This window comes from Mycobacteriales bacterium, from assembly GCA_030697205.1.
GTDB lineage: Bacteria > Actinomycetota > Actinomycetes > Mycobacteriales > SCTD01 > JAUYQP01.
On sequence record JAUYQP010000041.1, the window covers coordinates 75,970 to 101,654 of the forward strand.

The 25,685-nt window shown below is 72.8% G+C and carries 24 protein-coding genes and 1 riboswitch; of the genes, 7 read left to right on the forward strand and 17 right to left on the reverse strand.

Annotation, left to right across the window (positions count from 1 at the left end; genetic code table 11):
• Positions 1-16: 16 nt before the first annotated feature.
• Positions 17-922 carry a hypothetical protein gene (locus Q8R60_12955; GenBank protein ID MDP3713377.1) on the reverse strand — a complete coding sequence of 302 codons (906 nt, stop codon included), beginning with the start codon at positions 920-922 and terminating at the stop codon, positions 17-19.
• Positions 915-1,439, reverse strand: a complete 525-nt coding sequence (locus tag Q8R60_12960) for a sigma-70 family RNA polymerase sigma factor (protein MDP3713378.1) — start codon at positions 1,437-1,439, stop codon at positions 915-917. The genes Q8R60_12955 and Q8R60_12960 overlap by 8 nt, the downstream gene beginning before the upstream one ends.
• A 46-nt stretch (positions 1,440-1,485) precedes the next feature.
• Between Q8R60_12960 and Q8R60_12965 the strand changes: the two genes are divergently transcribed.
• Entirely contained in the window at positions 1,486-2,127 is a 642-nt protein-coding gene (locus tag Q8R60_12965) for a methyltransferase domain-containing protein (protein ID MDP3713379.1), read from the forward strand.
• Here the strand turns inward: Q8R60_12965 and Q8R60_12970 are convergent.
• Positions 2,120-2,866, reverse strand: a complete 747-nt coding sequence (locus Q8R60_12970) for a transglycosylase family protein (GenBank protein MDP3713380.1) — start codon at positions 2,864-2,866, stop codon at positions 2,120-2,122. The genes Q8R60_12965 and Q8R60_12970 overlap by 8 nt on opposite strands.
• A gap of 7 nt (positions 2,867-2,873) precedes the next feature.
• Positions 2,874-3,072: riboswitch (cyclic di-AMP (ydaO/yuaA leader) on the reverse strand.
• A 72-nt stretch (positions 3,073-3,144) separates the two neighbouring features.
• Positions 3,145-4,167 carry a class II fructose-bisphosphate aldolase gene (gene fbaA / locus Q8R60_12975; GenBank protein MDP3713381.1) on the reverse strand — a complete coding sequence of 341 codons (1,023 nt, stop codon included), beginning with the start codon at positions 4,165-4,167 and terminating at the stop codon, positions 3,145-3,147.
• Positions 4,168-4,402: 235 nt separating this feature from the next.
• Between fbaA and Q8R60_12980 the strand changes: the two genes are divergently transcribed.
• Positions 4,403-6,661, forward strand: a complete 2,259-nt coding sequence (locus Q8R60_12980; GenBank protein MDP3713382.1) for a hypothetical protein — start codon at positions 4,403-4,405, stop codon at positions 6,659-6,661.
• A 26-nt stretch (positions 6,662-6,687) separates the two neighbouring features.
• The gene (locus tag Q8R60_12985; protein ID MDP3713383.1) at positions 6,688-7,341 is read left to right on the forward strand and encodes a VTT domain-containing protein; all 654 of its coding nucleotides are present in this window, start codon (positions 6,688-6,690) and stop codon (positions 7,339-7,341) included.
• A gap of 3 nt (positions 7,342-7,344) precedes the next feature.
• On the opposite strand, the gene Q8R60_12990 is transcribed toward Q8R60_12985, so the two are convergent.
• Positions 7,345-9,108 (reverse strand): CocE/NonD family hydrolase, encoded by a 1,764-nt coding sequence (locus tag Q8R60_12990; protein ID MDP3713384.1) that lies wholly within the window; start codon positions 9,106-9,108, stop codon positions 7,345-7,347.
• Between the two features lie 582 nt (positions 9,109-9,690).
• On the opposite strand from Q8R60_12990, the gene Q8R60_12995 reads away from it, so the two are divergent.
• Positions 9,691-10,359, forward strand: a complete 669-nt coding sequence (locus Q8R60_12995) for a hypothetical protein (GenBank protein MDP3713385.1) — start codon at positions 9,691-9,693, stop codon at positions 10,357-10,359.
• A gap of 3 nt (positions 10,360-10,362) precedes the next feature.
• Here the strand turns inward: Q8R60_12995 and Q8R60_13000 are convergent, their stop codons facing one another.
• The 5 genes from Q8R60_13000 to Q8R60_13020 all read right to left on the reverse strand — a co-directional run bounded on the left by Q8R60_13000 (position 10,363) and on the right by Q8R60_13020 (position 14,847).
• Positions 10,363-11,832 (reverse strand): DUF222 domain-containing protein, encoded by a 1,470-nt coding sequence (locus Q8R60_13000; GenBank protein ID MDP3713386.1) that lies wholly within the window; start codon positions 11,830-11,832, stop codon positions 10,363-10,365.
• A 139-nt stretch (positions 11,833-11,971) separates the two neighbouring features.
• Positions 11,972-12,535 carry a LemA family protein gene (locus Q8R60_13005; GenBank protein ID MDP3713387.1) on the reverse strand — a complete coding sequence of 188 codons (564 nt, stop codon included), beginning with the start codon at positions 12,533-12,535 and terminating at the stop codon, positions 11,972-11,974.
• The gene (locus tag Q8R60_13010) at positions 12,532-13,221 is read right to left on the reverse strand and encodes a DUF3137 domain-containing protein (GenBank protein MDP3713388.1); all 690 of its coding nucleotides are present in this window, start codon (positions 13,219-13,221) and stop codon (positions 12,532-12,534) included. Before Q8R60_13010 ends, Q8R60_13005 begins: the two co-directional genes overlap by 4 nt.
• 80 nt (positions 13,222-13,301) lie before the next feature.
• A complete protein-coding gene (gene pyrE / locus Q8R60_13015; GenBank protein MDP3713389.1) occupies positions 13,302-13,841 on the reverse strand; it encodes an orotate phosphoribosyltransferase in 540 nt (179 codons plus the stop codon).
• A gap of 28 nt (positions 13,842-13,869) precedes the next feature.
• A complete protein-coding gene (locus tag Q8R60_13020) occupies positions 13,870-14,847 on the reverse strand; it encodes a reductase (protein ID MDP3713390.1) in 978 nt (325 codons plus the stop codon).
• A gap of 88 nt (positions 14,848-14,935) precedes the next feature.
• Between Q8R60_13020 and Q8R60_13025 the strand changes: the two genes are divergently transcribed.
• Both Q8R60_13025 and Q8R60_13030 read left to right on the forward strand, forming a co-directional pair.
• Positions 14,936-15,436: a sigma-70 family RNA polymerase sigma factor gene (locus Q8R60_13025; protein ID MDP3713391.1), complete on the forward strand. Its 501-nt coding sequence runs from the start codon at positions 14,936-14,938 to the stop codon at positions 15,434-15,436.
• The gene (locus Q8R60_13030) at positions 15,433-16,032 is read left to right on the forward strand and encodes a hypothetical protein (GenBank protein ID MDP3713392.1); all 600 of its coding nucleotides are present in this window, start codon (positions 15,433-15,435) and stop codon (positions 16,030-16,032) included. The genes Q8R60_13025 and Q8R60_13030 overlap by 4 nt, the downstream gene beginning before the upstream one ends.
• Here the strand turns inward: Q8R60_13030 and Q8R60_13035 are convergent.
• From Q8R60_13035 to dnaK, 7 genes are all read right to left on the reverse strand, one after another.
• The gene (locus Q8R60_13035; protein ID MDP3713393.1) at positions 16,029-16,805 is read right to left on the reverse strand and encodes an SDR family oxidoreductase; all 777 of its coding nucleotides are present in this window, start codon (positions 16,803-16,805) and stop codon (positions 16,029-16,031) included. The two genes, Q8R60_13030 and Q8R60_13035, sit on opposite strands and share 4 nt — an antisense overlap.
• Positions 16,806-16,855: 50 nt before the next feature.
• Positions 16,856-19,420, reverse strand: a complete 2,565-nt coding sequence (gene clpB, locus Q8R60_13040; GenBank protein ID MDP3713394.1) for an ATP-dependent chaperone ClpB — start codon at positions 19,418-19,420, stop codon at positions 16,856-16,858.
• Between the two features lie 109 nt (positions 19,421-19,529).
• Positions 19,530-21,149 (reverse strand): hypothetical protein, encoded by a 1,620-nt coding sequence (locus Q8R60_13045; protein MDP3713395.1) that lies wholly within the window; start codon positions 21,147-21,149, stop codon positions 19,530-19,532.
• Positions 21,150-21,249: 100 nt separating this feature from the next.
• Entirely contained in the window at positions 21,250-21,654 is a 405-nt protein-coding gene (locus tag Q8R60_13050; protein ID MDP3713396.1) for a helix-turn-helix transcriptional regulator, read from the reverse strand.
• On the reverse strand, positions 21,654-22,766 hold the full coding sequence (gene dnaJ / locus Q8R60_13055; GenBank protein MDP3713397.1) for a molecular chaperone DnaJ: 1,113 nt from the start codon (positions 22,764-22,766) through the stop codon (positions 21,654-21,656). The genes Q8R60_13050 and dnaJ overlap by 1 nt, the downstream gene beginning before the upstream one ends.
• A gap of 12 nt (positions 22,767-22,778) precedes the next feature.
• Positions 22,779-23,387: a nucleotide exchange factor GrpE gene (grpE, locus tag Q8R60_13060; protein ID MDP3713398.1), complete on the reverse strand. Its 609-nt coding sequence runs from the start codon at positions 23,385-23,387 to the stop codon at positions 22,779-22,781.
• Positions 23,387-25,234, reverse strand: coding sequence for a molecular chaperone DnaK (gene dnaK / locus Q8R60_13065; protein ID MDP3713399.1), 1,848 nt, complete (start codon positions 25,232-25,234; stop codon positions 23,387-23,389). The genes grpE and dnaK overlap by 1 nt, the downstream gene beginning before the upstream one ends.
• A 230-nt stretch (positions 25,235-25,464) precedes the next feature.
• Between dnaK and Q8R60_13070 the strand changes: the two genes are divergently transcribed.
• Positions 25,465-25,596 (forward strand): hypothetical protein, encoded by a 132-nt coding sequence (locus tag Q8R60_13070; GenBank protein ID MDP3713400.1) that lies wholly within the window; start codon positions 25,465-25,467, stop codon positions 25,594-25,596.
• Positions 25,597-25,685 lie beyond the last annotated feature (89 nt).

Consider the following 25,685-nt stretch of genomic DNA (forward strand, 5'->3'; position numbering starts at 1 on the left):
CCACCCATCCTGCCGGTCAGTCGAAGGTCGGGTCGTGCACGAAGAGCAGCACGTCGCCGTTGACCTCGGCGGCGATCGCGTCGTCCCGGCCTCGAACGGCGAACCACGGCGTGCCCACCTCGACGTAGGCAGCGGTGCCGTCGGGTAGGGGCCCGGGGAACGCCGGCGTGTAGGAGCCGCTGAGGGTGCAGGCCACGCGGCCGAGCTCCCGCCCCCGGTCGGGCTGCGGGACCACGGCTCCGTCGCGGTTCACGAAGGCCCGACCATCGTGGCGCACCAGGTTGGCGTAGTCGAGATTGCTCGGCTCGGCCCACGCCTCCTCCACGCAGGAACGCGTGCCGCGCAGCGGGGAGAGGCCAGGCACTGAGCGGCCCACCACGTTGACCGCCACCGTCCCGTCACCGATGACGACGTCGCGGGCACCGAGGGGAGCGGCCAGCTGCACGGTGCGCTCCAGCAGGTCGCCTCGCACCTGCGGGCACTCCGGCTCGGGCGTGCGCTGTCCGCTGTAGACGTCGACCACCACCCCGACCCGGCCCGCGTCCTCGAAGGTCACCCGGGCGACCGGGTAGCGGCGGCACTCCGGACGCAGCCCGGTCACCCGCGCCCCGACCGTCGCGACGAGCACAGCCGGGTCGTCCGGCGACTGGCGGAGGGCCGCGGGCACGCCTGAGCCGTCGAGCAGGTAGTCCCGGCCGTCCACCTCGATGCGGTCAGGGGGCCCGTCCGCCACCTGGTCGACGACGTCGGACCCGCCGCGCGTGGCCAGCCAGCCGGCCAGCCCTGTCACGGCCAGCACCGCGGCCACGGCCCGCAGTCGCCGCCCGGCGCGACGTCTGCTGGCCGCGGCGACGGCCTCGTCGAAGGCGCGCACGCGCTCGGGCACCAGCTCGTCGACGTATCGGGTCAGGCCGTCAGGCACGGTCAGGCACCTCTTCCTCCGTCAGGTAGGGGGCAAGCGCTGAGCGGGCCCGTGACAACCGCGACTTCACGGTGCCGACAGGGAGGTCGAGCTCGCGGGCGACCTGCTCGACCGGCAGGTCGAGCACGTGGTGCAGGACGACGACAGCGCGGTGCCCGGGCGTCAGTGAACGCAGCGCGAGCGCGACGGCCACGGAGTCAGGCGACAGCGCCGGAACGTCTGCCGTCTGGGCAGCGAGGCGCCTCAGCCCGCGTTCGGCGACCACCCTGCGGCGGTGCCGGCTGACGAGCATCCGCACGGCCACGCCGCGAACCCAGGCCTCAGGGTCCTCGTAGTCGCGCACCCGGTCCCAGCGTCCGAGCAGCTTCACGAAGGCGTCCTGGACGACCTCCTCGGCGTCCGCGCGCGGGGCACCGATCGCACACAGGACGGCGACGAGGCGGGCGGTGCACCGCTCGTAGACGGCCGCCACCTCGTCCTGCCCGCCGACGCTCACGGGACTGTCACGCGGCAGCACCCCCCGAGGTTCCCTCGCCCTCCGCATCCTCCCTCAGACTGCACGTGTGGACTACACGCAGCGGGCGGCACGGTGGTTGCTCGGGGCGACCGACCACCCCGGCGGTGAGGCGCTGACCGCGCACCTGCTCGACCTGCTGGAGCTGCGACCGGGCGCAGTGGTGCTCGACGTCGCCTGCGGCCGCGGGAAGGGCCTCGAGGCGGTCAGGGCGCGAGGGGGCCGTGCGGTCGGTGTGGACGTCGAGATCGGCCAGGTCCGGGGTGTCCCGGGCGCAGTCGTCGGGGACGCGCACCGGCTGCCGGTGCGCAGCGGGTCGTGCGACGCGGTGCTGCTGGAGTGCTCGCTGTCGACCTTCGCCGACGCTCCCGCCGCCCTGCGCGAGGTCGTGCGGGTGCTGCGGCCCGGGGGGCGGCTCGGGCTGACCGACGTGGTGCTGCACCGCGACCGGGTGGACGGCCGCGTCACTGCAGCGGTCGACCGGCTGACGGCCGCGCGGGCGGCGTACGCCGTGCTGGTGGAGGAGGCGGGGCTCGAGGTCACGCGCGTCGAGGACCGCAGCAACGACGCGCGGGCGCTGCTGCGTCGGCTGCAGCGCAGGCTGCCGCTGTCGCGGACGGTGCGGGCCTGCGCCGAGGCAGCCCGGGAAGGCGGCCTCGGCTACGAGCTGGTGGTGGCGCGACTCAGCTGACGGGCAGGGTCCAGGCGGCGTCCCAGACGGCCTTGTCGACGGTGCCGGGGGCGGCGACGGCGATGTCCTTCTGGTAGGCGAAGCGCTTGGCGACCGCGGCGCTCTGCGGGCCGAAGAAGCCGTCGACCTCGAGGTCCCAGCCGCGCTTGGACATGCGGTCCTGCCACATCTTCACGCCGATGCGGAAGCGGTCGGCGTCGTCGAGGGTGAGGTCGTTGCCGTTGAAGAACGGCGCGGGGGTCGGGGCGAGCGCGACCTTGACGACCTTGGCCTTGAAGACCCGGCGCGACCCCTCGTTGCGCTGGCCGCCGCGGGAGGCGCGAGCGACCACGACGCGCTCCTCGGTGCTCTGCGCCGAGACGGTGGTCGTGGAGCGGCCGAGCCCGAGCTTCTTCGAGCAGGCCGGCCAGGGCTGCCAGCCGCGAGCAGCCTGCAGGCGGCGGGCACCCTCGTCCTGAACCGCCGCCGGGTGCTGGTTGGCGGTGCCGCTGTAGCCGAGGCCTTGCCAGGTGCGCCGGTCGAACTGGTAGGCGCCGTAGTAGCCGTTGCCGGTGTTGATGGCGTAGTTGCCGCCCGACTCGCACACGCGCAACCGGCGGAAGTCGTCGGCGGTGGCCGCGGACGCGGTGCCCGACGAGGACACGACCGTCACGGCGGTGATGCCACCCGCGGCGAGCGCGGGGGCAGCGACGGAGGGCTTGGCGTGCTTGGCGTGCTTGCGGGGGCGCAACACTGACACGGTGGGGCGATCCTTCCCTCACGCCTGCGAGGTGAGCTGTCGGGTTCGGGCCGGGAAGCCCGGGCGGGACCGGTCGAGATGGTCCGCGCCTTCACCCCGAGGGAGTCCCGACCTCGCGGTCGAGCCTCCCGAGGGACTGTGGGTCCCCCGCTCCTGCCCAGGAACGTCGGCCCGCTCCCCGGGGCAGGACTCGGCGTTCGGGGAACGGACGCCACACCTGTACGGCGTGGCGACTTGACACTGTAACGAACAGGTCAAGGTTCGACAGGCGTTCGGTCCTACTTGAGCCGGGTGCCGGCGCTGCGCAGGTCCTCGCAGGCCCGCACGACGCGGGCGGCCATGCTCGTCTCGGCGGCCTTGCCGTAGGCGCGCGGGTCGTAGAGCTTCTTGTTGCCGACCTCGCCGTCGACCTTGAGCACGCCGTCGTAGTTGCGGAACATGTGCTCGGCGATCGGGCGGGTGAAGGCGTACTGGGTGTCGGTGTCGACGTTCATCTTCACGACGCCGTAGTCGAGGGCCTCGCGGATCTCCTCGAGCAGGCTGCCGGAGCCGCCGTGGAAGACCAGGTCGAAGGGCTTGTCGGTGCCGGTCTTCGCGCCGACCGCGTCCTGGATGTCCTTGAGGATCGACGGCTTGAGCTTGACGTTGCCGGGCTTGTAGACGCCGTGCACGTTGCCGAAGGTCGCGGCCAGCATGTAGCGGCCCTTGTCACCGATGCCGATCAGCTCGGCGGTGCGCAGCGCGTCCTCGGGGGTCGTGTAGAGCTTGTCGTTGATGGCGTTCTCGACGCCGTCCTCCTCGCCGCCGACGACGCCGATCTCCAGCTCCATGACGATGTCGGCCGCGGCGCACTTCTCGAGCAGCTCCTGGGCGATCGCGAGGTTCTCCTCGAGCTCGACCGCGGAGCCGTCCCACATGTGCGACTGGAACAGCGGGAGCCCGCCCGCTGCGACCCGCTCCCGGCTGACCTCGATGAGGGGCCGCATGAAGCCGTCGAGCTTGTCCTTCGGGCAGTGGTCGGTGTGCAGCGCGACGGTGACGTCGAACTTCTCCGCGACGACGTGGGCGTACTCCGCGAGCGCCCGCGCGCCGACGACCATGTCCTTGACCGTGGTGCCGGAGAGGAACTCCGCGCCGCCGGTCGAGACCTGCACGATGCCGTCGGACTCGGCCTCCTGGAAGCCGCGCAGCGCGGCGAGCAGGGTCTGCGAGCTGGTGACGTTGATGGCCGGGTAGGCGAAGGCACCGGCCTTCGCGCGGTCGAGCATCGCGGCGTAGGTCTCGGGGGTGGCGATGGGCACGGCAGCTCTCCTGGAAGGGCAGGGGTACGACGGGACGGGCGGCGGCCGGGGTGTCTGCGGCGGGCCGACCGGTGGGCCGAGCATGCCAGACCGGGCGGTGTGGCCCGCGGGCTGCAGGACGCTCACCGGCAGGTGGTCCGTCGTACGACAGGGGCGACAGCAGGGGGTCTCGGCTGGTAGGACGACGGTGAGCACCGGCCACCACCCGGTGCCCTCCCGCCCGGAAGGACCCCTCATGGCCGCCCCTCGGCGTCTGATCACGGCCACCGCCGCCCTCCCGCTCATCGTGGCCCCGATCGCGCTCGCCGCTCCCGCACAGGCGAGCAGCACCGCGAACGAGATCGTCTACACCGTCGACACCGACGAGGACGGCGTCTACGGCGTCGTGCTGCGCCAGCTCGACAGCGGACGCGTCACGACGGTGCTGCCCGAGGACCCGAGCAACGGCTTCGTCTACGACGACCCGGAGCTGTCCCCCGACGGCACGAAGGTCGTGCTGTCGACCGACCGCGGGTCGGCGGCGGGTGACTTCGAGGGGCTCGCCGTCGTCAACCGCGACGGCTCCGGCTTCACGCGCCTCACGCTGCCGGACTCCAACCTCCCGTCGAGCACCGTCATCGACGCCTTCCCTGCCTGGTCGCCCAACGGCGCGACGGTGCTCTTCACGCGGCTGACCTTCACCTCGGCGGGCGACGAGACCGACGCGCTGTGGACCGTGCCCGCGGCGGGGGGCACCGCGACGGCGCTGCCCGGCGGAGACGGCGGGTTCACGGCCGACTGGAGCCCGGACGGCACCAAGGTCGTCTTCGCGGGCGGGGTCGACCAGAACACCGGCGTCGGGCCGCTGTTCGTCATGGACGCCACCGGCGCCAACAAGACCGCGCTGACCGGCGCGACCGGCGCGCTGCCGGCCTGGTCGCCTGACGGCACGACGATCGCCTACACCGAGGTGACGGAGTTCGACACCGACGTCGACCGGGCGGCCGACATCGCGCAGATCTCGCTGGTGCCCGCGGCCGGTGGGGCGCGCACCGTGCTGACGAAGACCCGTCCGACCTCGGCCCGGTCCGTCGCGGAGTACCCGACCTGGGCGCCCGACTCAGGCTCGCTGCTGTTCGACCTCTACACCTACGACGCCGACGGCTTCCGCAACGCCGGTGATCTGTGGGCCATCGACCGTGGTGACGTCCGCTCCGGTGCCGTGACGTCGACGCCGACGGTCGACGAGGTGCAGGGCCACGTGCAGGGCCCGGCGCTGACCAACGTCGTCGAGGGCACGCCGTCGCGCTACGTCCCGGTCGACCCGAAGCGCGTCTTCGACACCCGGCCCGCGCCCGACAACGTCGGCGTGGCACCGGGCAAGCTCGGCGCCGCAGAGACCCGCACTCTCGCCGTCCGCGGGCTCGCGGTCACGACCGGTGGGGTCGCCGGAACGGTGCCGGCGGATGCCACCGCCGTCGTGCTCAACGTCACGGCCGTCAACGCGTCGGTGACGACCGACATCCGCGTCTACCCGACCCCCGCCACCGCGGTGGCGACCGCGAGCAGCCTCAACGCGACCCGCGGTCTCGCGGTGCCGAACCTCGTCACCTCGCAGATCGGCAGCGACGGGGCCGTGGCCCTGCGCAACGGCGCGGGGTCGGTGGACCTGCTCGCCGACATCGCCGGCTACTACGTGCCGCTCGCGACGGCCGGTGCCGACGGCTTCACCGCGCTGTCCCCGGCCCGCGTGCTCGACACGCGGCCCGCGCCCGACAACGTCGGAGCACCCGCGGCGAAGCTCGGCGCCGGTGGGGTCGTGGACCTGCAGGCGACCGGGACGCTCGCGACCAGCGGTGGCGGCAGCGTCGTCGTCCCCTCTGACGCGCGCGCCGTCGTGCTGAACGTGACGGCGACCGGGGCGTCGCAGAACACCGACCTCCGCGTCTACCCGACCCCCGCGGGAGGGGCGTCCGACGTACCCCTCGTGAGCAACCTCAACGTGCGCCTGGGTCTCACCGCGGCCAACCTCGTGACCGTCACCGTCGGGGACGGCGGCAAAGTGCGACTGCGCAACGGCGCCGGCTCGGTCAACGTGATCGCGGACATCGCGGGCTACTACAGCGCGTCGTCGACGGGGCAGTTCGTGCCGGTGGCACCGCTGCGACTGCTCGACACCCGTGACGGCACGGGCGCGGCGGCGACGCCCACCACCGCGGGTGCGTTCGTCGACCTGCGGGTCGCCGGGTCGCGCGGCGTCCCCGCGGGCGCGCTCGCGGCGGTCCTGAACCTCACCGCGACCAGCGTGAGCGCGGGCACCGACGTGCGGGCCTACCCGAGCGACGCGTCCTCGGTGCCGACGATCAGCAACCTGAACCTGTCGCGCGGGGCGACTCGGGCGAACCTCGCCGTCGTCAAGCCGGGTGCAACCGGGGCGGTCCGGATCCGCAACGCCGCAGGGCAGGTGCACCTCATCGGGGACGTGGCGGGCTACTTCCGGTCGCCGCCCGCCTGAGATGACGCCGGGTAGCGTCGGCGGGCGTGAAGACCGCCGCCGCTGCCCTGCTCGTCGCCAGCCCCGCGATCCTCGACCCGGAGAAGCTCGTCTCGAGCTACGGACTGATCGGGCTCGTGCTCATCGTGTTCGCCGAGACCGGGCTGCTGCTCGGCTTCTTCCTGCCGGGCGACTCGCTGCTGTTCATCGCGGGCTTCGCCGCCGCCGGCAACCTCGGCGGTCTCGACCAGCCGATCGCGGTGGTCTGCCTCGCGGTGACGTTGGCCGCGATCGTCGGGGCGCAGGTCGGGCACTTCATCGGCTGGCGCGCGGGGCCGGTGCTGTTCGACAAGCCGGAGTCGCGGCTGTTCAAGCGGTCCAACGTCGTCAAGGCCGAGCACGCCTTCGAGCGCTTCGGGCCGGCGAAGGCCGTCGTGCTCGCGCGCTTCATCCCGATCGTGCGGACGTTCCTCAACCCTGTCGCGGGCGTGCTCGAGATGAAGCCGCGCGAGTTCTTCGTCTGGAACGTCGTGGGCGGTGTCCTGTGGGGCACCGGCATCACGCTGCTCGGCTACTTCCTGGGCAACGTCGAGCTCGTGAAGAACAACCTCGAGCTGTTCGTGCTCACCGTCGTCGGGATCTCGCTCCTGCCGATCGCCTTCGAGGTGCTCAAGGCCCGCCGGGGCGCGCGGGCGTCGTAGCCGCTACTCCTCACCGGTGTCCACGTCGCGGTAGAGCGTGGCGCCGTCGAGGACCGGCAGCGACAGCGCCGAGCCCTGCGGGCCGGTGAGGACCCGGATGAGCGCGCCGGCCGCGAAGGTCGGGACCTTGTCGGGGTGGCTCGAGGAGATGTCGAGCGCGATGCGGTGGCCCTTCTTCACGACGTGAGCCTGGGCCTGGCCGACCAGCGGGATCGTCATCGCCTGCAGCGGGACGACCGGGGAGAGCGTCTCGAGGCCGTCGCGCAACTCCGGCTGGATCGCGAAGCCGGACATCGAGATGCGGTCGCGCGTGCCGTCGGGGGCTACGTCGTACAGGGTCCCGAGGATGTGGATGCGCTCACCGCCGACAGAGACGACGAGCTTGAGCGTCGGCAGGCCCGCGAGCAGGAGGTCCTTGGCCTGAGGGGCGGTCACGAACATCGCCTTGCCGGTGTTGCCCTCGCTGCTGAAGCCGCGGGCGTCGGCGACGTAGTCGACCTGCCCGCCGTCGGAGATGGCCTTGGGCTCGAGGGTGCCGTTGACGTTGGCGACCAGCGTGAGGCGGCGCGACGGGGCGGGCGGCCACGCCTTCGCGGTGAGGACGCGCTCGTCGTTCATGAAGATCTCGGCAGGGGGGCCGGTGTTGACGCCCTTGCGCTGCGCGAGGTGCTTGTCGAACCACGCGTGCAGCGCGGCAGTCCACTGGTGACCGCGACGGTTGGGGCAGCAGCCGGAGCCGTGGTCCCACTGGCCGATCCACGCCTTGTCGCCGGCGCGCCCGCCGCGGGCGTGGAACCAGTCGAGCGCGGCGATGCGGGCGGCGTTGTCGTTGACGCCGTGGACGGCGAAGACCGAACCCTTCCACGCCGTGACACCCTTGCGGAAGTCACGGTCGCGGTGCCAGGCGACCTCCTGGCCGGAGGCGTAGGCCTCGCCGGTCACGGCTGCGGACTGGGTCGCGCCGCAGCCGGTGCTGGTGAGGTTGTTGCCGAAGTCGTCGCCGTAGCCCTGGCCGAGCTGAGACGGCAGGTGGCGCTGGAGGGCGAGCTGCTCGTAGGCGAACAGCGGGCCGGCCCACTGCAGGTTGTAGGGGACGCCGTCCTGGAACTCGTGGTGGTACATCGCGGCGAGGCCGGCGCTCGGGACGATGGTGACGAGGCCCTTGGGGTTCTGCGCGGCGGCCATCTGCGGCGTCGACCCGACGTAGCTGTGGCCGGTCATGCCGACTCGGCCGCTGGACCACGTCCGGCTCGCGGCCCACTCGACGACGGCCTTGGCGTCGGCCTGGTCCTTCTTGCCCATGTGGTCGAGGCAGCCGCCGGACTGGCCGGTGCCACGCAGGTCGACCATGACGACGGCGTAGCCGCGCGGCCCGAAGTAGCCGGTCAGGCCGAGCTTCTTGCCGTCGTCGTCCTCCGGCCCGGGGAAGATGCGGGTGCCGTCACGGTCGGCCAGCGTCGCGTGGTAGGGCGAGAGCTCCAGCACGACCGGGAACCGTCCGGCGGCCTTGGGGCGCACGATCTCGGCGTAGAGCTGGGTGCCGTCGAGCGGCGAGGTGATGAAGGCCGTCTCGCGCACGGTCTCGAAGCGCGGCTTGGACAGCTTGGGGAGCTGCTTGACGTAGTCGAAGGGGGCGCCGGCCGTGACCGCGGGCTTGCCGGTCGGTGCCTTTCCTCTCGGGGCCGCGCCGGGCTTCGCAGCTGAGGCGGCGGTCACGACGGACGCGGAGACCGCGACGAGGGTCAGGAGCACGGGGAGACGGCGCATGCCGGGATCTTCAACACGGGCTTGCGGACTCCTGCCCGGTGCGTGCCAACCGAGCAGGCGCGAGACTCGTCCTTGTCGACGAGGGGGTGGTGCGTGAGGCGGGAGCACGACGAGGCGTTCAGCGCCTTCGTCGCCGCGCGCTCGCGCCACCTGCTCCAAGCCGCTCACCTGCTGACGGGTGATCGGCACCGCGCGGAGGACCTGCTGCAGACGGCCCTCACCCGGCCTACCCACGGTGGGACCGCATCGTCGACGAGGACCCGGAGGGCTACGTGCGCCGCACCATGGTCAACGCCCACATCGACTGGTGGCGCCGCAAGCCGTGGCGCGAGGAGAGCACCGCGGAGCTGCCGGAGGTGGTGGTAGCGGACGCGGCGCCGGCCACCGACGTCCGGTCTGCCCTGCTGGCTGCGCTCGCGGAGCTGTCGCGGCGGCAGCGGGCCGTGATGGTGCTGCGCTACTACGAGGACCTGAGCGAGGCGGAGATCGCGCGGACCCTCGGGTGCTCCACTGGCACTGTGAAGAGCGCCGGTCGCGGGCTGCCGCGAAACTGCGGGAGACGCTTCCCGAGGAGGCAATGTCGTGGACCTGAGCGACCTGATGCGGTCACCCGAGCTGGCGCTGGAGCCATGCCCGGGTCTCGCCTGCGACGTCCGCCGCTCGGCGGCTGCGCTGCGCCGCCGGCGGCGGGCCGCTGCGGGCGCGGGGGCTGTCACGTCGCTCGTCCTGGCCCTGGGCGGTGCCGTCGTCGTGCCCGGTCTCGTCAGCGAAGACCGGCTAGCCCCGTCGGAGCCCGCGACCGTCGCGGGCGCGACGACTCCGGTGATCGTCCTCGGCGACCTCAACGGAGCAGAGGCCGTGACCTACTGGAAGGGCAGGTCGTGGTGCTACGGCGTCTCCCGCGTGACGACCACCCACGGCTGCACCAACGGCATCCGTGGGGCCGACGACTTCCCCGCGGTGGCCGGCCCGGCCGAGTCGACCCTGCGCGTCGACGACGGCCAGGCGAGCGAGCGCCAGTTCGTGGCCGGGCTGCTCGGAGACCGGGTTGCCACGGTCGAGGTGCTGCTCGTCGACGAGAAGGCTCCCGCGACAGGGCTGCCCGACGTGAACCGCTCGCTGGCCGCCACGCAGCGACGCGTGGACTTCCCGCGGGGGGTCTGGTGGTTCGAGGTGCCTCGGGGGCTCCGAGTCACCGGCTACATCGCCTACGACGTCGCCGGCGCCCAGCTCTCGAGCCGCAGCGGCTAGCCCCTAGGGGTCGTCGCCAGCCTTCGGGATCGGCTCGTCCTCCGCCGGCGTCCGAACCTCAACCAGTCGCAGTCCCCCGCTGGCCGGTGCCGGCGGCGGGTGCTGCGGCTCCCCGAGGGCCCGCTGCCCAGTGGGGCTGGTCCACAGAACCGAGCCGTCGGCTTGCCGCACCTTGCGCCAGCCGGACTGCTTCACCTGGTGGTGGTGGCGGCACAGCGTTCCGAGGTTGCAGGCACAGGTCGGCCCGTCCGGCCACGCCGTGTCGTGGTCGACGTCGCAGCGCCTCGCGGGTTGCGAGCACCCCGGCCACTCGCAGCGCGGCGAGCGCACGCGCAGGAAGCGACGCAAGGACGCCGACGGGCGGTAGCCGCCAGCGGAGTCCGGGGGGTGCGGCCCAGGGTGGTCGTCGGGAGCGAGCGGGAAGTGGTCCGCGGGACGTGGCCCGAGCGCGCTCGCGGCCATCTGCTCGAGGGCGGAGCGGACCGCCGCGCGATCCCTGCCCGGGCGGACCGGCTCTGCGTCGACGTGCAGCGGGATCCCGGTCACGGGGTCGGTGAGGACGCGCAGCAGTGCCGCCCCGGAGTGGACGAGGTCGCGCGCGTGCTCGGCGTCGATCGACCCGTAACCGACCAGCGTGGCGCTCTCGTCCGAGCTCCCCAGCGCCGTCCCGAGCGGCACGTGCACGTGCACCAGCGGCTGGCAGGGGCTACACGCGGGCTCCGTCAGCACCTCCCCGGTCGCGACGTCGTCTCCCGTCCCGGCACCGCCCACGAGACCACGACCGTGCTGCCCGAGCAGCAGGGCCGCGAACGCATCGGCCCGACGCTGCGCGGCCGACCGCTCGTCCCAGGCACCCTGCTTGCCCGATGCCCCACGGATCACCTCGAGGATGGCCAGCCCGGTCGCCGCCGGCAGCGTGGCCTTGAGCGAGAGCATCCCGTCCTCGCCGATCCACCACTCAAGCCGCCGCTGGGCCTCCGCCCGCTGGCGCTGCTTGACGGCGGTGTCGAGGGCGAGCTGCTGCGCGGCCCGGCGCACGGCTGCCCGCACCGGACCGGCTCCCCGCAGACCTGCTCCCGTCGTCGCGGCCGAGTGCCGCGACCGGACCGTGCGCACCACGGTGTCGGCGTCAGCCACCGCGAGGTGCTGGGTCTCCTCGACGATCGCCGCGGTCTGCTCGACCGTGAAGTGGCCCTCCTCCAGCAGCGCGAAGCCGCCGTCGAGCTGCGCGAGCCGGAGTCCCTGCGCGAGCAACGTCTGGGCCCGGTGGTCGGTGCACGACAGCAGGACCGCGATCTCGTCGGCGACGAAGTCGCCCTCACCGGCCGCGACGTGCGCGCGGTGCAGGTCCGCCGCCTGCCGGCACTGCCGCGCGTGCAGCGCCGACCGCTCGACCTCGGTCTCCTGCATCCGCGCCGTCATCTCCTGGACGGCAGGCGACATCAGCGAGCCCGCACCGAGGGTGCCTGCCATCGCTGTCACGTCCACTGCTCCCGTCGCCCGACCGACGGTGACGATGCCCCGAGGACAGACCCGCCGAAAGGCCTCCTCCGTCAGCTGTGGACGACCGGAGACCCTGTGGATCGACAGCAACAGGGCCAGCTGCGAGCCCTCAGACCCCGAAGTCGACCACAACCGGAGCCCGCACGGCCGGGTCCTCGACCTCGAAGTACTCCGCCTTCGAGAACCCGAACAGCGACGCCACGATCGACGACGGGAACGCCTCGACCCGTGTGTTCAGCGCCCGCACGTTGCCGTTGTAGAAGCGCCGCCCCGCCGCGATCCGGTCCTCGGTCTCGGCCAGCTGCGCCGCGAGCTGCTGGAAGGGACCGGCCGCCTTGAGGTCCGGGTAGGCCTCGGCGACCGCGAACAACGACCGCAGCGACCCGGCCAGCGCGGACTCCGCGACAGCCGATGCGGCCACCCCGCCGCCCGCTGCCACCGCTGCCGCCCGCGCAGCGGTCACGTCGGTCAGCACCGCCTTCTCGTGCGCGGCGTAGCCCTTCACGGTCTCGACGAGGTTCGGCACCAGGTCGTGCCGGCGTCGCAGCTCGACGTCGACCTGCCGCCATGACTCCTGCACCAGGTTGCGCTGCCGGACGAACCGGTTGTAGCTGACGACGACCGACAGCGCGAGCAGCGCGACGACCCCGAGCACCACGTAGAGCACGGTCACGACGTACCTCCCCTGTCTTTCCAGACGAACGACGGTATCCCGGCGACGAGCGCGTGCAGGGTCTCGAGCCGCTGGTCGAGCTCGAGGATCGAGTGCGTCCCGTCCTCCCAGCACACCGCGTCCTCGCCGCCGATCCGCAGGCCCACGGCCGGCCGGGCGAGCAGCGCCTCCATCGTGCGCGGGTGCAGCACGTCGTAGGCGAACTTGGGGTCCGAGGCGCTCACCCGGAAGCGCCGGTTGAAGTCCTCGCTCTCGAGCTCCACGTCACCGAGCCCCAGCTTGCCGGCGAAGCGCGTCAGCAGGTTCTCCGGCGTGAGCTCGACCGTCGGCAGCCACGCCGGCATCCGCAGCACGCACACCGAGTAGCGGTGCGCGTGCGTCGTCCGGTTGCCCTTCGAGTCCGTCGAGTAGGTCTCGTAGCTGTAGTCGAAGGCCACCATCGGCAGTCCCGCGTAGGTGCCGGTCAGGACGTTGTGCGCCTTGCGGTCCGACCCGTCGCCGAAGGGCTCGCCGCCGAAGCGCTCGGTCCAGCTGTCGTCGCGCACGACCCACTGCCACCCGCGCTGAGCAGCCAGCGCGGCCAGCGCCTCGCGCCGCTCCTTGGCCGCCTTCCACCCGAGGTACGCCACGAGCCCGCCGACAGCCACGACCACGGCGAGGAACGCGAACGGGACCAGCTCAGCCACGACCCAGATCCTGTACGACGAAAGACGCACGCCGTCGCAGGCGCGTCCGAACCCGGCTCAGAGACCGGCTCACAGCCCGGTCAGAGACCGAGGTCCGCCAGCCCGTAGGCGAAGCGGTACAGCACGCCCTCGGCCTCGATCTTCGCTGCCGCCCCGGTGTCGCGGTCCGCGATCGTCGCGACGCCCACCGGGATCGCGCCCGCGGCTCGGACCGCCTCGAGCGCGGCCAGCGGCGACCCGCCGGTGGTGGAGGTGTCCTCGACGACGAGCACCCGGCGACCCTCGATCGACGGGCCCTCGATCTGACGCTGCAGGCCGTGCGCCTTCGCCTCCTTGCGCACGACGAAGGCGTCGAGCCGGCGCCCGGTCGCGGCGGCCTGGTGGAGCATCGCGGCGGCGATCGGGTCGGCGCCCATGGTGAGGCCACCGACCGCGTCGAAGTCCCAGTCGGCAGTGAGATCGAGCATCACCCGGCCGACGAGGGGCGCGGCCTCGGCCTGCAGCGTCACGCGCCGCAGGTCGACGTAGTAGTCCGCCTCGCGCCCGGACGACAGGGTGACCCTGCCGTGGACGATGGCGAGCTCACGGACGAGGGACAGCAGCGCGTCGCGGTCGGTCACGAGGCCCCACCGTAGTCGGAGCGGAGGCTCACCGTCGGGCGAGCAGCGCCGCCTCCAGGTCCAGTGGCAGCCCGTGCACCGCGCGGTCCGCCCGCTGCGGCGCCGGCCCGACGGCCTGCAGCCACGCCCACGTGTCGCGCACCGTCTGCTCGATCGGCCGGGTGACGAGTCCGGTCGCCGCGGCCCGCGACGCGTCGCCCTCCATGAACCCCGCGAACTCCCCGCCCTCCGGCACCCAGCACGGCAGGTGGGCCCACGGCTGGGCCTCGCCGAGCTCGTCCTGCGGCACCCAGACCAGCTCCGCGTCGGAGCCCGTCACCGCGACGCAGGCCTCGAGCAGCGACCGGGTCGTGACGTGCCCCGACAGCCCGGTCACGTCGACCGGCCCGGACACCCCGGTCTCCAGCCCCGACAGCAGCCAGGCCGCGAGGTCGCGCGCGTCGACGAGCTGCAGCGGCCGGTCGGGCCGGCCCGGCGCGACCACCCGCCCACCGCGGCTTATCCGGTCGAGCCACCACGGCAGCCGCCCGATGTCCTCGTGCGGCCCGACGATGAACCCGGCCCGGGCCAGCAGCGCATCGGGGTACGCCGACAGCACCGCCAGCTCCGAACCGCGCTTGTCGGCCGGGTAGACGGTGCTGTCCGCTGCAGGGTCGGCGTCCCACACCGGCGCGGACTCGTCACCACCGGGCGGCCGGCCCTCGAGGTAGACCGACACGCTGCTGACGTAGCCGTAGCGACCGCGCCCGACCAACGCCCGCACCGCGTGCTGCACGACGACCGGCGCGCCCGACCACGTGTCGACGACCAGGTGTGGCGAGAGGCCCTCGAGCGCACGGGCGGTGTCGTCGTACGACGTCCTGTCCGCGACGAGGGCGCGCACGCCTTCGGGAAGCGCTCCGGTGAGGCCGCGGTGCAGCGCCGTCACCGACCAGCCGCGGGCCAGCGCGTCGGCGACGACCGCGCGGCCAACGAAGCGGGTGCCGCCGAGGACGAGGACCTCCATGCCCCAACCCTGCCCGGCCGCAACCCGCCCGTCGAGCGGATCCGCTGGGAGCCGAAAGGATCCGGCCGCGGCCGGACACACTGGTCACGTGAGCCCTGCCCGCTTCGAGGACGTCGCGGCCGAGGTGTGGGTGCCGCTGCAGCGGTACCTCCGCCGACGAACCGACGCCGCGACCGCCGATGACGTCCTCGGTGACGTGCTGCTCGTGATGTGGCGTCGGCGGCTGGACATCCCCGAGGACGCCGCACTGCCCTGGTGCTACGGCGTCGCGCGCGGCTGCCTCGGCAACGCGCGCCGCGGCGACGACCGCAGGCTGCGGCTCGTGCAGCGCATCGCGGCGGAGTCCGTGGCCGCCGACAGCGCCGACCCTGACCTCGACGCGGCACTGGCGAGGCTGCCCGACCGGGACCGCGAGCTGCTGCGGCTGTGGGCCTGGGAGGGATTGGCGCCGCGTGAGATCGCCGTCGTCCTCGGCATCACGCCCAACGCCGCGAGCATCCGCCTGCACCGCGCGAAGGACGCCCTGCGAAAGGACCTGGCCACCTCCGGACACAAGGGGTCTCGACAGGGAGAGGAGGCACCGGCATGAGCCCGACCGACGACGACGCAGACCTGCGCGCCCGACTGGCCCGGCTCGACCCTGCGCCGCCCTCGCTGCCGACCGTCCCCTTCGCGAGCCCGCGGGCTCAGGAGCTCCTGGAGCGAGCCATGACCAGCACCACCCGCACCCGCCGCCCGGCCCTGCTCGCCGGCGCCGCGTCCCTGGCCGTCGCGGCCGCCCTGGGCGGCGTCCTGCTCACCCAGACCGACAGCGGGACGTCGTCGTCCCCGACCACCCTCGCGCTCGACCTCGCCGGGGGTGACGGGGCGATCGCCTCCTGCATGATGTTCGACGTCGCCTTCCTCAAGGACATGTCGCCGGCCTTCGCCGGTACCGCCACCGAGGTCACCGACGACAGCGTCACCGTCGAGGTCGACCGCTGGTACGCCGGGGGCGACGCAGACCAGGTCGTGCTCTCCCGACCTGACGGCGCGTCCTCCGCCGCCCTCGACGGCGTCGCATTCGAGCAGGGCAAGCGCTACCTGATCACGGCCGCGCAGGGCACCGTCAACGGCTGCGGCTACTCCGGCCTCGCGACGCCGGACCTCGAGAAGTCCTTCGACGAGGCCTTCCCGAAGGGCTAGTCCGACCGGCCGGGCATCCGGCTCTGCAGGGCCTTGACGATGCGGCGGGTCGCTACCGGGGGTACCACCCTGGTGGCGGCCACGACCGCCTTGTACTGCAAGCCAGGGACCGAGAGCGACTTCCCTCGCTCGAGGTCGCGCAGCGCCTCGGCGACGACGTCGTCGGCCTTCAGCCACAGCCGCTCGGGGATGCCGGTCACGTCCATCTCAGCCCGCTCGTGGAACTCCGTGCGCGTGAAGCCCGGGCACAGCGCGAGCACCCGCACCCCGCTGCCGGCGTACTGCAGGTGCAGCGACTCGCTGAAGTTCGTCACCCACGCCTTGCTGGCGCTGTAGGTCGCGGCGCGTGCGCCCGGCGCGAAGCCCGCGACGCTGCTGACGTTGAGGATCGCTCCGCTGCGCGCGGCGAGCATCGGGGCGAGCGCGGCGTGCGTCAGCCGCATCACGGCGCGCACGTTGAGGCGCAGCAGGTGCTCCTCCGCCTCGACGTCGACCTCGTCGAAGGCGCCCTTGGTCCCGAGACCGGCGTTGTTGACCAGCAGGTCGAGCCCCTGGGCGCAGCGCTTCTCGACGGCCGCGCAGCCCTCGTCCGTCGCGAGGTCAGCGGCGAGGACATCGACCGAGACGCCATACGACGACATCCGCACCCGCTGCGCCTCGAGCCGTGCGGTGTCGCGGGCGACCAGCACCAGGTCGTGCCCCGAGCGGGCGAGCGCGTCGGCGAAGGCAGCGCCGATCCCTGCGGTGGATCCGGTGACGAGAGCAGTGGGCATGCCCTCGACGCTAGTGCGGCCTCAGAATGGCGAGGGCCCCGCCGTGGTTATTAGCGGCGCGGGGTCACCGACAGGGCCTCGCCGTCGAGATCGACGACGACCTCGTCGCCGTCACGGATCTCGCCCGACAGCAGCGCCTTCGCGAGCCGGTCACCGATCGCCTTCTGCACCAGGCGGCGCAGGGGCCGCGCGCCATAAACAGGGTCGAAGCCGGTGAGGGTCAGCCACTCCCGCGCGGCGTCGGTGACGGTCAGCACCAGCCGCCGGTCGGCGAGGCGGGCCGCAAGCAGGCCGACCTGCAGGTCGGCGATACAGGCCAGCTCGTCCGTGCCGAGCGAGTCGAAGACGACGACCTCGTCGAGCCGGTTGACGAACTCCGGCTTGAAGGCCGACCGCACGACGTCGAGCACGCGCTCGGCGTAGTCGGGCTGTCCGGCGAAGGCAGAGCCGAGGTTGGAGGTCAGCACCAGGATGGTGTTGCGGAAGTCGACGGTGCGGCCCTGGCCGTCGGTGAGCCGGCCGTCGTCGAGGACCTGGAGCAGCACGTCGAAGACGTCCGGGTGGGCCTTCTCGACCTCGTCGAGCAGCACGAGGGAGTAGGGCCGGCGCCGCACGGCCTCGGTGAGCTGCCCGCCCTGGTCGTAGCCGACGTAGCCGGGCGGTGCGCCGACGAGGCGGGCGACGGAGTGCTTCTCGGCGTACTCGCTCATGTCGATGCGCGTCATCGCGCGCTCGTCGTCGAAGAGGAACTCCGCGAGGGCCTTGGCCAGCTCGGTCTTACCGACGCCGGTGGGGCCGAGGAAGAGGAAGGAGCCGGTCGGCCGGTACGGGTCCGAGACACCGGCGCGGGCGCGGCGGACCGCGTCGGAGACGGCCTCGACCGCAGCCCGCTGGCCGACGAGGCGGGCGCCGAGCGCCTCCTCCATCCGCAGCAGCTTGCCGGTCTCGCCCTCGAGCATCCGACCGGCGGGGATGCCGGTCCAGGACGCGACGACCTCCGCGACGTCGTCGGCGCCGACCTGCTCCTTGACCATCGCTTCGCGGGCCTCGGTGTCGGCGCTGGCCTGCTCGAGCGCCTTCTCCACCGCGGGGATCTCGCCGTAGATGAGCCGTGACGCCGTCTCGTGGTCGGCCTCGCGCTGCGCGCGGTCGGCCTGCGTGCGTAGGTCGTCGAGCTGCTTCTTCAGCTCGCCGACCCGGTTGAGACCGGCCTTCTCCTGCTCCCAGCGCGCGACCAGCGAGGCGAGGTCCTCGGAGCGGTCGGCGATCTCGCGACGCAGGACAGTGAGCCGCTCGGCCGACGCCGCGTCGCTCTCCTTCGCGAGCGCGAGCTCCTCCATCTTGAGCCGGTCGACGCTGCGCTGCAGCGTGTCGAGCTCGACCGGCCGGCTGTCGATCTCCATGCGCAGCCGCGACGCCGCCTCGTCGACGAGGTCGATCGCCTTGTCGGGCAGGAAGCGGTGCGTGATGTAGCGGTCCGACAGGGTCGCGGCGGCGACCAGCGCACCATCGGTGATGTCGACCTTGTGGTGCGCCTCGTAGCGGCCCTTGAGCCCGCGCAGGATCGCGATCGTGTCCTCGACCGAGGGCTCGCCGACGAGGACCTGCTGGAAGCGACGCTCGAGTGCCGGGTCCTTCTCGACGTGCTCGCGGAACTCGTCGAGCGTCGTCGCGCCGACCATCCGCAGCTCGCCGCGGGCGAGCATCGGCTTGAGCATGTTGCCGGCGTCGAGGCTGCCGTCGGCCTTGCCCGCGCCGACGACGGTGTGCATCTCGTCGAGGAAGGTGATGACCTCGCCGTCGGAGGCCTTGATCTCCTCGAGCACGCCCTTGAGCCGCTCCTCGAACTGCCCGCGGTACTGCGCGCCGGCGACCATGGCGCCGAGGTCGAGCGACACGATCCGCTTGTCCCGCAGGGACTCCGGCACGTCGCCGTCGACGATGCGCTGGGCGAGTCCCTCGACGACGGCGGTCTTGCCGACACCGGGCTCGCCGATGAGGACCGGGTTGTTCTTGGTCCGCCGGGACAGCACCTGCACGACCCGGCGGATCTCGTTGTCGCGTCCGATGACGGGGTCCAGCCGCCCCTCGCGCGCGACCTGGGTGAGGTCGGTCCCGAACTTCTCCAGGGCCTGGTACGTCGACTCCGGGTCGCGCGTCGTGATCCGGCGCGCCGCACCGCGCACGACCGAGAAGGCCTCGGCGAGCTTCTGCGGCAGCCCGCCCTGCTGCTGCAGCAGGGTCGCGACCTCGCCCCCCTGCTCGGCGAGGCCGACCAGCAGGTGCTCGGCGGAGACGTAGTCGTCCTGCACCCGCGAGGCCGAGGCCTGGGCCGCGGACATCACCGCCATTAGCTGACGGGACAGCCCCGGGGTGGCGACCGTCGAGCCGGTTGCTGCGGGCAGGCCGCGCAGCAGCTGCTCGGCGCGGTCCCGCACCGCTCCCGGGTCGGCGCCCACCGCCCCGAGCAGGCTGGTCGCGATGCCCTGCGACTGGTCGAGCAGCGCGAGCAGCAGGTGCACCGGCGCCACCTCGGGGTGACCCTCGGCGGCCGCCGTGCGCACAGCGGCGGACAGGGCCTCCTGCGACGTGGTGGTGAGGCGGTCGGCGTCCATGGGTGCAGCGTCCTCCACGGTGAGGGGCATCGGTGACGGGATGCGGTCACCAGGTGCAACGCACCCAAGGTTGAGCGTGTTCCGCTCAACCTTGATCAGCAGCCGTGCATCAGCAGCCGGGCAGCCGCACCGCGGCGATCCGGGTGCTCCAGTCGAAGACCCCGACCGTTGCCATGTACTGCGTCGTGTACCAGAGCGTGCAGTCGTCGACCGGGTCGACGGCCATCGAGCTGTAGTCGCCCCAGCGGGCCACGAGCGACGCGGTCGTCTGCTCGCCGAAGCCGTCGACGACCTCGGTCTCCTGCGACAGCTGGCCCAGCGGGTCCCCGGCTTTGCGCCCGGCGACGCGGATCGAGGGGAAGGTCAGCGTCGGGCCGGACACGCTGTAGCCGACGGCGATGCCGCCGAACTTGTCCATCGCCGCCGACGACATCCAGCGGCTGTCGCCGTCGGGGGTGTAGCTGCCCTGCTGGTGCACGCCCCACGGCGCGCTGCCGGTCCGTCGCAGCTCGTACCAGCGCAGCGCGACCGCGGCCCGCGGCTGCGCGTCGACGGCGTGCGTCACGACCATCGCCTCGTGCCGGTCGGCGAAGCGTCGCCAGGCGAGTCGGAACATCGGCCGGTCGGACAGCACGTCGAGCCCGATCAGCGCGGCCTGTCCGACGAGGCCGGTCACCGGCTGCGGCGCGCACGGCGCCGCGGTCCGCGACGCGAAGGTGTAGAGCAGGCCGCACGCGGGGTTGAACTCCGCGACGGGCAGGGCGGTCGGTCCGTCGAGGCGCGTCTTGCGGGTGTCGGCCCAGTCGACGGCGAAGGCGTACATCTGCACGCTGTTGGTGCCGAGCCCGAGCAGCGGGGCGGGCGCGCGCATCGCCGGGAAGCGGGTCCCGTCGACGTCGGCCGGCAGCAGCAGCGGGTCCTCGGGCTCGAGCTGTACGCACTGCTGACGGGCCGACTTGCCGGCGAGCATCCTCAGCCGCTCCAGCGCGCAGACCTTGGTGCCCTGCTCGGCGTCGAACATGTTGTAGGTCTGGACGTAGGAATGCGACCAGACGCCGGCCTTCGGGTAGTCCGGGAACCCCTCGTAGGGGAACGCGTAGCGGTGGTAGGCACCGGTCGCGTCGTTGGTCTTCGACACCGCGACGCACTCGAAGTGCGGGGCGGTCGAGACGAACTGCTGCACGACCCAGCGGTCGGCGGCGCGGTCGTAGTTGATGACCGGGTCGCCGTCGTTGGTCGACTCGCACCGGCCCCCGAAGCCCTTGAAGAACGTGTTGCCGGGAGCGGGCCCGAGCAGGTGCTGGCCGGTGCGCTTGTCGAGGATCGCGAAGGAGCTGTTGACCCACTGGACGTACTGCGTGCGCCCGACCCCGCCGACCGTGTCGGGCGGGATCGCCTCGGGGACGTAGGTGTCGTCGAAGCCGTGACCCAGACCGGCGTAGTTGGCGACGATCCTGGCCCGCGGTGGGATCGAGGCGGCGGTCTGCTGCACCGGGTCGACGAGCCCCGGGGTGCTGGCCATCGGCTGGCGGCCGGCGTCGCTGATGATGACCCCCGGCCCCTGCCGCCAGGGCTCGACGAGGTCGCGCATCGGCGCGCTCGTGTCGTGCTGCGCCGCAGCGCCGACGACGACCCGCGGGTCGACGAGCGGGGGCGCGGCGAGCGCGCCGGGCGAGAGCAGCGCGGCCGCGGTCACCGCGGCGAGCGCGGCGAGGGACCTCACGGACACGGGGCGCACGGGACTCCCTGGGACGATTCGGAGCGGAAGGGACAGATCATGCCGTTTCTCCGGAGAGCCCGCACGACCCCGCAGGGTTCGGCCCGGTCCGTCAGCGCCGCCGGGGCGCCGGCTTCCAGACCACCAGGGCGGTGTCGCGGACAGGCACGAGGTCGCGGCGCATCGACGCGACGACGGTCTGCTGGGCGTCGGCGACCGCGCGCTGCGCCGCAGCCAGCTCGGCCGCCAGCTCGGTCACCCGCGCCTGCAGGGCGTCGACGTGGTGCTCGAGGTCGATGATGCGCTTGATGCCGGCGAGGTTGACGCCCTCCTCCTGCGACAGCCGCTGCACCTCGCGCAGCAGTGCGACGTCGCGCGCGGAGTAGCGCCGCCCACCTCCTCCGGCCCGCCCGGGGGTGACCAGGCCGAGCCGGTCGTACTGCCGCAGCGTCTGCGGGTGCATGCCCGACAGCTCGGCGGCGACCGAGATGACGAAGACCGGGCTGTCGTCGTCCATCACAGGATGACCGCCTTCAGGTGGGCGCGCGCGTCGTCGGGAGCCGCTGCGGCGTAGGCCTCGAGGTGCGCGCGGGCCTCGGCGTTGAGGTTCTGCGGGACCGCGACCTCGACGGTGACGAGCAGGTCGCCGGGCGCCTTCTTCGGGACGCCGCGCCCCTTGACCCGGAAGGTCCGGCCGGTGGTCGTGCCGGCCGGCACCCGCAGCGTCACCGGCCCGTCGAGCGTCGGCACGGTCACCTGCGCGCCGAGCACCGCCTCCGGGTAGGTGATCGGCACGGTGATGGTGAGGTGGTCGCCGCGACGGCCGAAGACGGGGTGCGCCGTGACGCGGACCCGCACCAGCAGGTCACCGGCCGGGCCACCGCGCTCGCCCGGCGAGCCCCAACCTGCGAGCCGCACCGTCGAGCCCTCATCGACCCCGGCGGGGACCCGCACGGACAGCGTCTTCTCGGTCGTGGTCTGCCCGGCGCCGCGGCACGACGCGCACGGCGACTCGACGACCCGCCCGCTGCCGCGGCAGGCCGAGCACGGCTCGGCGAAGGCGAAGGCGCCCTGGTTGCTGTTCCGCACCCCCTGCCCCCCGCAGACCCCGCATGCCGTCGGCGACGTGCCGGGGGCCGCACCCGAGCCGCGGCAGGTGGGGCACGCGCCGGTGGTGGACAGCCGCAGGGGTACGACGGCACCCCGGACCGCGTCGCTGAAGCCGAGGGTCACCGACGTCTCGGCATCGGCACCGCGACGAGGGCCGGCCGGCCGGCGGCGCTGACCCCCGCCGCCTCCGAACAGCCCGCCGAAGACGTCACCGAGACCGCCGCCCGCACCGCCGAAGAGGTCGCCCACGTCGAAGCCGCCAGGGGCGCCGCGACCGCGGGAGCCGCCCGCGCCGAACAGCGACCTGGCCTCGTCGTACTCCTTGCGCTTGGTCGCGTCGGAGAGCACGTCGTAGGCCTCGGAGACCTCCTTGAACCGCGCCTCGCCGCCCGGGTTCTTGTCCGGGTGCAGGTCGCGGGCCAGCGCCCGGTAGGCCTTCTTGATGTCGGCGGGCTTGGCGTCCTTGGCGACGCCGAGAGCGGCGTAGTAGTCCTTCTCGACGAAGTCGCGCGCGCTCACGGCGTCACCTCCCTACTGCTGGTCGGACGGGTCGGACAGGTCTGCGGCACCCGGTTCCGCGACCGAGACGCGCGCCGGGCGCAGGACCCTGCCCCCGACGCGGTAGCCGGGCTGCAGGACTGCGGCGCAGGTCGCGACCGTCGACGTCGGGTCCGGCTCGGCCTGCATGAGCGCCTCGTGGACCGCCGGGTCGAAGGGCTCGCCCGGGGCGCCGAAGCGCTCCAGACCGAGCTTGGCCGTGACCGCCTCGAGGGCCTCGCCGACGCCCTTGAAGGCGCCGGTGAGGTCGTCGTGCTGACGCGCCCGGTCGACGTCGTCGAGCAGCGGCAGCAGCTCCGAGAGCAGCGTGCCGACCGCGGTCTCGACGACGGCGAGCCGGTCGCGGTCGACCCGCTTGCGGTAGTTGGCGTACTCCGCCGTCACCCGCTGCAGGTCAGCCGTCAGCTCCGCCGCGAGGACGTCGGTCGACTCCTCGACCTGCTCCTCGACCGTCGCCTCGGGGGCGGTGGCCGGAGCCGGCTCGCGCAGCTCCCCGGAGTCCGGGTCGAGGCGGCGCTTGTCGCGCACCACGACCCGTTCCGGGTCGAACTCGGTGTCGGGAACGGGGGTGGGGCCGTCCACTACTTGCCCTCGTCCTCGACGGACCCGTCGACAGTCCCGTCGACGATGTCGGCGTCGACGATGCCCTCGTCCTCGGGAGCAGACTCGGGCCCGTCACCCTCGGCGGACTGCTGCGCGTAGAGCGCCCCACCGAGCTCCTGCGACTTCTGCGCGAGGGTCTCCGCCGCCGTCTTGATGGCCGCGGTGTCGGAGCCGCCCAGCGCCGAGCGCAGGTCGGTCAGCGCCGCCTCGGCGTCGGCCTTGCCCTCGGCCGGGAGCTTGTCGCCGTTCTCCCCGAGGAACTTCTCGGTCTGGAAGACCAGCGCCTCGGCGGAGTTGCGCGTCTCGGCCTCGTCGCGCCGCTTCTTGTCCTCCTCGGCGTACTCCTCGGCCTCGCGCATCATCCGCTCGACCTCGTCCTTGGGCAGCGCGCTGCCGCCGGAGATGGTCATGCGCTGCTCCTTGCCGGTGCCGAGGTCCTTGGCGTGGACGTTGACGATGCCGTTGGCGTCGATGTCGAACGACACCTCGATCTGCGGCACGCCACGCGGCGCCGGCGGGAGGCCGGTCAGCTCGAACATCCCGAGCTTCTTGTTGTAGGCGGCCATCTCACGCTCACCCTGGTAGACCTGGATCTGCACCGACGGCTGGTTGTCGTCCGCCGTCGTGAAGACCTCCGACCGCTTGGTCGGGATGGTCGTGTTGCGCTCGATGAGCTTGGTCATGATGCCGCCCTTGGTCTCGATGCCGAGGGACAGCGGGGTGACGTCGAGCAGCAGGACGTCCTTGACCTCGCCCTTGAGGACACCGGCCTGCAGGGCCGCACCGATGGCGACGACCTCGTCGGGGTTGACGCCCTTGTTGGGCTCCTGGCCGCCGGTGAGCTCCTTGACGAGCTCGGAGACGGCGGGCATCCGGGTCGAGCCGCCGACGAGCACGACGTGGTCGATCGCGCTGACCGCGATGCCGGCGTCCTTGACCGCCTGCTGGAACGGGCCCTTCGTCCGGTCGAGCAGGTCCTGGGTCAGCCGCTGGAACTCCGCGCGCGTGATCGTCACGTCGAGGTGCAGCGGGCCGTCGGCGCTCGCGGTGATGTAGGGCAGGTTGACCGCGGTCGACTGCGACGCCGACAGCTCGATCTTGGCCTTCTCGGCCGCCTCGCGCAGTCGCTGCATCGCCATCTTGTCCTTGGACAGGTCGATGCCGCCGTTGCTCAGCTCGAACTGCTTCACGAGGTGCTGGACCACGCGCTCGTCCCAGTCGTCACCGCCGAGCTTGTTGTCGCCGGAGGTCGCCTTGACCTCGATGACGCCGTCGCCGATCTCGAGCAACGACACGTCGAAGGTGCCACCGCCGAGGTCGAAGACGAGGATGGTCTGCTCCTTGTCGCCCTTGTCGAGGCCGTAGGCCAGCGCCGCAGCGGTCGGCTCGTTGACGATCCGCAGGACGTTGAGCCCGGCGACCTCGCCGGCCTCCTTGGTGGCCTGGCGCTCGGCATCGGAGAAGTACGCCGGGACCGTGATGACCGCGTCGGTCACCGGCTCGCCGAGGTAGGACTCCGCGTCGCGCTTGAGCTTCTGCAGGACGAACGCGCTGATCTGCTGCGGCGTGAAGTCCTTGCCGTCGATGGACTGCTTCCAGTCGGTGCCCATGTGGCGCTTCACGGAGCGGATGGTCCGCTCGACGTTGGTGACGGCCTGCCGCTTGGCGACCTCGCCGACGAGCACCTCGCCGTTCTTGGCGAAGGCGACGATCGACGGGGTGGTGCGGGCGCCCTCGGCGTTGGCGATGACGGTGGGCTCGCCGCCCTCGAGGACGCTCACGCAGGAGTTGGTGGTGCCGAGGTCGATGCCGACCGCTCGTGCCATGGAAGTGCTCCTTCTTCGGTGCCGGATCGCAGTTGAGCGCGTGCCGCTCAGGTTAGCGGACGCTCTTCACAACCACCAGTCGGAGTTGAGTGTTCCCCGCTCAAGGCCAGGACCCAGGGGTACGACGGACCCGCCCGCTCCTGGAGGCGTTGTCGGCGTACGCCCGGCTCTGCGCCCGGTCCTGCTCGTGAGGACCGGCGACGTGTGAGGATGGGCCGGTGCTGGGGTCGATGCGGGGCAAGGACGGCGGTCCCAACACCGCGATGCGCGCGCTCGGGATCCTGCTCGTACTGCTGCTCGCCGGGCCGCTCACCGTCGTGCTCGCGCGCGGCCTGCAGCGCCTCGTCGACGCCGCGCTCTGACCCACCCTCTGACCCGCAATCCGACCCGGGTCCCGACACGCGTGACCCCGGCGTGCAGCGAGCCCGGGAGCGGGGCACACTCGACGCAG